Raw genomic sequence first — 6,346 nt, forward strand, 5'->3', positions numbered from 1 at the left:
ATGAAGCCCCGGTCTTTGCTCGTGTTGCTCGCGTGCCTTGGGGCGTGCGGCGAACCGGCGTCGGCTGATGGCGGCGGGGCAACCAGCAGCTCGGACTCGAGCTCTGGCGGTAGCGAGTCCGAGTCCGAGTCCGAGACCGACAGCTCGACGGCGCAGACCGACGAGTCCGAGACCGACGAGTCCGAGACCGAGACCGGCGAGACCGGCGAGACCGGCGAGCCGCCCGGCAACCCCTTGTTGTCCGACGAGCTCATCAACATCGCCCACCGCGGCGGCCGCGAGCTCCGCCCCGAGGCGACCCTGCCCGCGTTCGAGACCGCCTTGATGGTCGGCGCGAACGTGCTCGAGTTCGACGTCCACGCCAGCTCCGACGGCGTGGTCGTGGTCATGCACGACGACACCGTCAATCGCACCACCGACGGCACAGGGCTGATCAAAGAGCTCAGCTTCGACGCGCTGCGGCAGCTCGACGCTGGCTACCGGTTCACGACCGACGGCGGCGAGACCTACCCGTTCCGCGGGGTCGGCATCCAGATCCCCACGCCTGCCGAGATCTTCGCCGCGACACCCGGCGAGTACTACATGATCGAGATCAAGCAGGCCGAGCCCTCGATCGTGCCCGCGTTCATCAACGAGCTGGTCCTCGCTGGCGTCGAGGATCGCGTGGTGATCGCCAGCTTCGATCAAGGCACGCTCGACGAGGTCCGCGCCACGGCGCCGGCAATTTTCACCTCGATGTCAGCGGCAGAGATGATCAACTTCTACTCGAACGGCGCCGAGCCCGGCTACGAGCCGCCCGCGCTGTTCATGCAGGTGCCGTGGGAGGTCGTGGACCAGGAGCTGGTCGACCTCGCAAAGACGCATGGGATCCGGGCGCACCCGTGGACGGTCAACGGCCAGGCGTTGATGCTGGACATGATCGGCTACGGGGTGGACGGGATCATCACCGACGATCCCGAGCTGCTCGAGGCGTTGCTCGACGGCTGATCACGTTCCATTGAGACCCGGGCAGGACACCGCCGGCTCGTTGGACAGCGTGCACGTCGTCACCAGGCGGCTGGCCGCGACGCCGGGTACCCCCGGTCGCCGCGCGACCGTGAACTCAAGGTTGTGGCCCCTGTCGAGGCACTCAGCGGAAATGTCATCCGCCGTCGCCGACGTTGTCCCGTGCGGGTCCGTCAACATCGCGAAGCAAACGTCGACGTCGTCGGAGGGCATGACGAAGTCGCCATCTTCGATCACATAGCCCCCAGCATCACGCTTGCACTGGCTCAGCCAAGTCCCTTCGCCGCCCTCGAGTGGGCGCTCCTCCACCACGCACGAAGGCTCGAGGACGTCTGTCGTCGGATCCGTGTCCTCGGCACAGTAGCCGTAGCAAGCTGGCGTGAGCTGACCCCACCCGTTCGGCAAGAACGACCCGAGCGCGTCCGTGTAGTCCCAATCGCAGATCGAGAACATGTTGCCTGGCGTGAACGCTTCGACGAGCTCGCGCAAGCGCACCGGAGGGAGCGCGCGCTTGGGCCGATCGGGATCTTCGGGGTTCGGTCGAACACAGCCAGGCCCGATGCCAAAGCGATCTTGAAACTCTGGATCGCTGTCACCGACCTCCGCGTAGAACGGCTCACCGCTCGAGCCCACCCCACCAATGAGGCCAACGACGACCTCCGCGGTGGGGTCGAAGTTCTGCTTCTCTCGCTCGATCCCCTCGAGCAGGCCGATGTAGCGGCTCATGGGACGAAGCACCGCGTCGGCGTCGTCGACCCCGACGCTGCCCTGGGTGCTCTTGTTGACCGGTTCGCAGGAGTCGTAGTGGGCCGGATCCCCCTCGCAGCTGACCCCGGCGTTCCAGCACACCGCCGAGGCCGGCGCGTCGACCTCGAAGAGCGCGGAGCCGGCCTCGGCGTGGGAGCAATCGACCTCATCGGTCACGAAGATGATCGCTAGCACCGCGTCGTGGCGCAGGAAGCCAGCGCTGGGATCGTCCACATCGTAGCTACGGTACAGCGCCTGGGCCATGGCCTCGAGCGGCGACTCGAAGCTACACCCGCCGATCCCTTGGGGCCCAAAGCAGGCGAAGGCGTCGGCCATGTTCGTCCCCAGGGGCAGATTGGTCTTGCCGTTGATGCGCTCGATCCACGGCCGCGGCCCGGGCACGTCGTCGAGCGCCGTCGTCGTGGGTAGCAACGCGAGCGCGTCCGCGTCGAGGGTGCAGCTGTCGCGGCAGCCGACGTCGCGGACATCGAGGTCCTCACCCATGTTCGCAACGAAGTCTTCGAGGTGCTGCTCGCACGAGTGCATCACCAGGGCGCCGAACTCGGGCGTTGTCAGCTGGGGGTCACACGCGGGGTTGCCGTTGTCGGTCGTCGTGATCGCCACGCGATAGTCGACCCGCGCCCCCTCGTCCTCGAGCACCTCGATGAACGCGCCGAAGTTCGCGGCCAGCGTGCTCTGCTCTTCGGCCATCGAGCTCGAGTTGTCGATTACGAACAAGATATCGACCTTTCGGCGCGGCCCAACCAGCGGGAAGCTGTCGGAGGCTGTCGAGACGTGGACGAGCTCGGCCGGCTCGCGCGGGGCTTCGCCGCATGCGACCAGCCCGAGCAGCGTCGCGAGCACGACCGTGGAATTCGTGACGGGCACCTGCATCTGGGGAGTGTCACGCAAGTTCGAGGCCAACTCACGCGGGCATGACTGGCGGCGCTTTCTGTCGATCGAGCGAGCCACCCGCGCCCATCGGGTTGGCGTTCGGCACTCCGACCGCCAACTCGGTAGCCAACGCAGGGACGCACTCGTGGATCGCTCGCCCCGCATGTGTGCCTGGCCTCAGGCGCGGCCCAATTTGCCGCCACCGGCCAGATCTTCGATGATCACCCCGCATGCCAAGCACCCGCACGCTCGTTGATGGCGTCCCGCTCCCCAGCGAGGGCGCCGCCGGGCGCTTGAGCGACGATCAGATGCTCGAGCACTTCCTCGACTGGACGACCGAGCAGGGCTTCGAGCTCTACGGCCACCAAGAAGAGGCCGTGCTCGAGATCATGGCCGGCCGCCACGTCATCCTCAACACCCCAACCGGCTCGGGCAAGTCCCTGGTCGCGCTGGCGATGCACTTTCGGGCGCTGTGCCGGGGCGAGCGGGCCTACTACACCTCGCCGATCAAGGCGCTCGTCTCGGAAAAATTCTTTGATCTGTGCCGCGTGTTTGGGGCCGAGCGGATCGGCATGCTCACCGGTGACGCCGCGCTCAACCACGACGCCTCGGTCGTGTGCTGCACCGCGGAGGTCCTGGCCAACGTAGCCCTGCGCGAGGGCAAGCACGCGAAGGTCGACTACGCGGTGCTCGACGAATTCCACTTCTTCGCCGACCGCGAGCGCGGGATCGCCTGGCAGATCCCGCTGCTCACCCTGCCGCAGACCACCTTCATGCTGATGTCGGCCACGCTTGGCGACACCGGCCGGTTCGAGCAAGAGATCGAAGCCCGAACCCAGCGCAGCGTCGCCCTGGTCAAGTCCGCCGAGCGCCCGGTCCCGCTCGAATTTTCTTACTCGCAGACGCCAATTCACGAGGAGATCGAAGAGCTCGCCAACGGCGGCCGCGCGCCGGTCTACGTCGTCAACTTCACCCAGCGCGAGGCCGCGGAGCTGGCCCAGGCGCTGACCTCGACCAAGCTGATCGATCGTGAGCAGCGCGACCGGATCAACGACGCCCTGCACGGGTTTCGGTTTGACACGGTCTACGGCAAGGACATCCAGCGCTTCATCAAGGCCGGCGTTGGCCTGCACCACGCCGGGCTGCTGCCCAAGTACCGCCTGCTGGTCGAGAAGCTCGCGCAAGAGGGGCTGCTGCAGGTCATCTGCGGAACCGACACGCTGGGGGTTGGCGTCAACATTCCGTTGCGCACGGTCCTGTTCACCAAGCTGTGCAAGTACGACGGCGAGGGCACCAAGATCCTCGCGGTCCGCGACTTCAAGCAGATCGCCGGCCGGGCCGGTCGCAAGGGCTTTGACGATCGCGGCTGGGTGATCGCGCAGGCGCCCGAGCACGTGATCGAGAACCTCAAGCTGGAGGCCAAGGCCCGGTCGGGCAGCGCGCCAGGCAAGAAGCCCAAGAAGTTCGTGCGCAAGAAGCCGCCGGATCGCGGCTATGTCCACTGGGACCAAGACACCTTCACCAAGCTGGTCGAGGGCGAGCCCGAGACCTTGCAGCCCGCGTTTCGGGTTGATCACGGGATGATGCTCAACCTGCTGCAGCGACCGCAGGCGCTGGCGTGGGGCGACGAGCGGCCCGACGGCGGCTACCGCGACTTGCTGCAATTGGTCCACGACTCGGGTGAGCGCCCGGTCGTGGTCACCCGGCTCAAGCGAGAGTCCGCCCAGCTGTTTCGCGCGCTGCGGGGCGCTGGGATCGTCGAGCTGCGCCCGCGCGCCTGGGGTGGCCGGGGCCGCAGCGTGGCCGTGTCCGAGCAGCTGCAGCGCCACTTCTCGCTGCTTCAGACGCTGGGCCTGTACCTCGTCGAAGCCCTGGAGTTGCTCGACCCAGAGGACGAGCGCCACGCCCTGCACGTCATGAGCTTGGCCGAGGCGATCCTCGAGAACCCCCGGGTCCTGCTCATGCGCCAAGAGTCCAAGCTCAAGGGCGACCGCGTGGCCGAGCTCAAGGCCGAGGGCGTCGAGTACGACGCGCGCATGGAGGAGCTCGAGAAGGTCAGCTACCTCAAGCCCGACGTCGAGTTCATCTACGACACCTTCAATCAATTCGCCGCCAAGCACCCATGGGTTGGGACCGAGAACATTCGGCCCAAGTCGATCGCGCGCGACATGTACGAGCAGTACGCAACCTTCAACGACTACGTGAAGGAGTACGGGCTCGCGCGCAGCGAGGGGTTGTTGCTGCGACACCTGCACCAGACCTACAAGACCCTCGAGCAGACCGTGCCACCGGTCCACAAGACCGAGGCTGTCGTCGACGCCATCGCCTGGCTGCGGGCCACGATCGAGCGCGTGGACTCGAGCCTGGTTCAAGAGTGGGAGCGGATGCTCAGCGGCGCCCACGAGATCGACGCGCGCCTGGCCGCCAAGCTCGAGAAGCTGCGGCCCGAAGAGCTCGACATCTCGCTCGACAAGAAAGAATTCTACGCGCGGATCCGGGCGGAGCTGCACCAGATCACCCACGCGCTGGCCCGCAAGGACTGGGAGGAGGCCCTGGCCTCGATCCGCGACCTGCCCGACCTCATGGGCGACGCGTGGACCGAGGAGCGACTCGAGCAGGTCATGAACGGGTACTACGAGGAGTACCCCAAGCTGGTGTTCGACCCGCGCGCGCGGCAGACCGACAAGACCCGGATCGAGCAGCTGGCCCCGCACCATTGGGGGGTCCGGCATACTCTGGTGGATCCCGAGGACGATGGGTTTTGGTTCATCGAGGCCGAGGTGGATCTGCGGGAGGACCACTCACCCGAGGGGCCGGTGGTCCGGGTATTGCGGATCGGGACCTGAGCCTGGCTCACGCGCAGTCTGGATCGTTCCGTTGCGGTCCAAGGCCCTCGCAGCACTCGTCCTCGTAGTTGCAGTCGGTCACCCAGCAGCAGCCGCAGGCGCCGTCTCCATCGCCATCGCCATCGCCCGTTGTCGCGTCGCCGTCGCCGTCTCCATCGCCCGTGGTCTCGTCGCCGTCGCCCGTGGTCTCGTCGCCGTCGCCCGTGGCCTCGTCGCCATCGCCCGTCGTCTCGTCTCCGTCTCCATCTCCGCTGGTGGTGTCCGCGTCGGTGGTCGTCTCACCGCCGGTGGTCGTCTCGCCATCGCCGTCGCCGGTCGTGGGCTCGTCGTCGATGTTGTCACCTGCGTCGCACCCTGCCTCGGCCGTCAGCCCACCCACGAGAACGAGGACATTGAAGAGCTTGCGCATGTTCATGCCCTCAGTGTGCTCGGGGTCTGCGACGATGACTATCACTATAGTTGAGATGAAACCATATGGCATGGGCATACAGTGAAGAGCCGGGTTCAGCTCGCCCCGCCGCGCATCGTCGAGCTACCTTGGCGGTTGCACGATGAAGGCGATCTCGGACCGCCGCGCGGAGTATGACCTGGTCGTGGGCGCGTGAGCTAGTGCCGCACACCCTGAGTTCGTTCCGGGTTAGGTGCGGAGCTGAGGCCCAAGGGCGAGGAGCGGCGACGACGCTGTACCGGGCGTACTGCTAGGAGCTGCGACACTGCCATTGGGCCTCAGTGCCGTGCATAACCCGGAACGAACTCAGGGTGTGCGGCACTAGCTCCCTTGACACCCAATTTCGTGGGAATTTGAGTCAAGTTTGGTTCAAGCGGCGAGCCTCCCAGTCTCCCACAGCTTGGTC

Annotated in this window: 4 protein-coding genes; 2 read left to right on the plus strand and 2 right to left on the minus strand. The window is 66.5% G+C overall.

Going from position 1 to position 6,346, the window contains the following annotated elements; all coding sequences use genetic code 11:
• The gene (locus tag DB30_RS33790; RefSeq protein WP_146661825.1) at nt 1-987 is read left to right on the plus strand and encodes a glycerophosphodiester phosphodiesterase family protein; all 987 of its coding nucleotides are present in this window, start codon (nt 1-3) and stop codon (nt 985-987) included.
• Here DB30_RS33790 and DB30_RS33795 read toward each other — a convergent pair whose 3' ends face one another.
• Nucleotides 988-2,646, minus strand: a complete 1,659-nt coding sequence (locus DB30_RS33795; RefSeq protein ID WP_052556904.1) for a hypothetical protein — start codon at nt 2,644-2,646, stop codon at nt 988-990. It abuts the gene before it with no gap.
• Nucleotides 2,647-2,876: 230 nt separating this feature from the next.
• On the opposite strand from DB30_RS33795, the gene DB30_RS33800 reads away from it, so the two are divergent.
• The gene (locus DB30_RS33800; protein ID WP_052556905.1) at nt 2,877-5,492 is read left to right on the plus strand and encodes a DEAD/DEAH box helicase; all 2,616 of its coding nucleotides are present in this window, start codon (nt 2,877-2,879) and stop codon (nt 5,490-5,492) included.
• 7 nt (nt 5,493-5,499) lie between these two features.
• Here DB30_RS33800 and DB30_RS33805 read toward each other — a convergent pair whose 3' ends face one another.
• The gene (locus DB30_RS33805; RefSeq protein ID WP_146661829.1) at nt 5,500-5,901 is read right to left on the minus strand and encodes a hypothetical protein; all 402 of its coding nucleotides are present in this window, start codon (nt 5,899-5,901) and stop codon (nt 5,500-5,502) included.
• Between the last annotated feature and the right edge of the window lie 445 nt (nt 5,902-6,346).

The sequence above is a fragment of the Enhygromyxa salina genome, from assembly GCF_000737335.2.
Taxonomy (GTDB): domain Bacteria; phylum Myxococcota_A; class Polyangia; order Nannocystales; family Nannocystaceae; genus Plesiocystis; species Plesiocystis salina_C.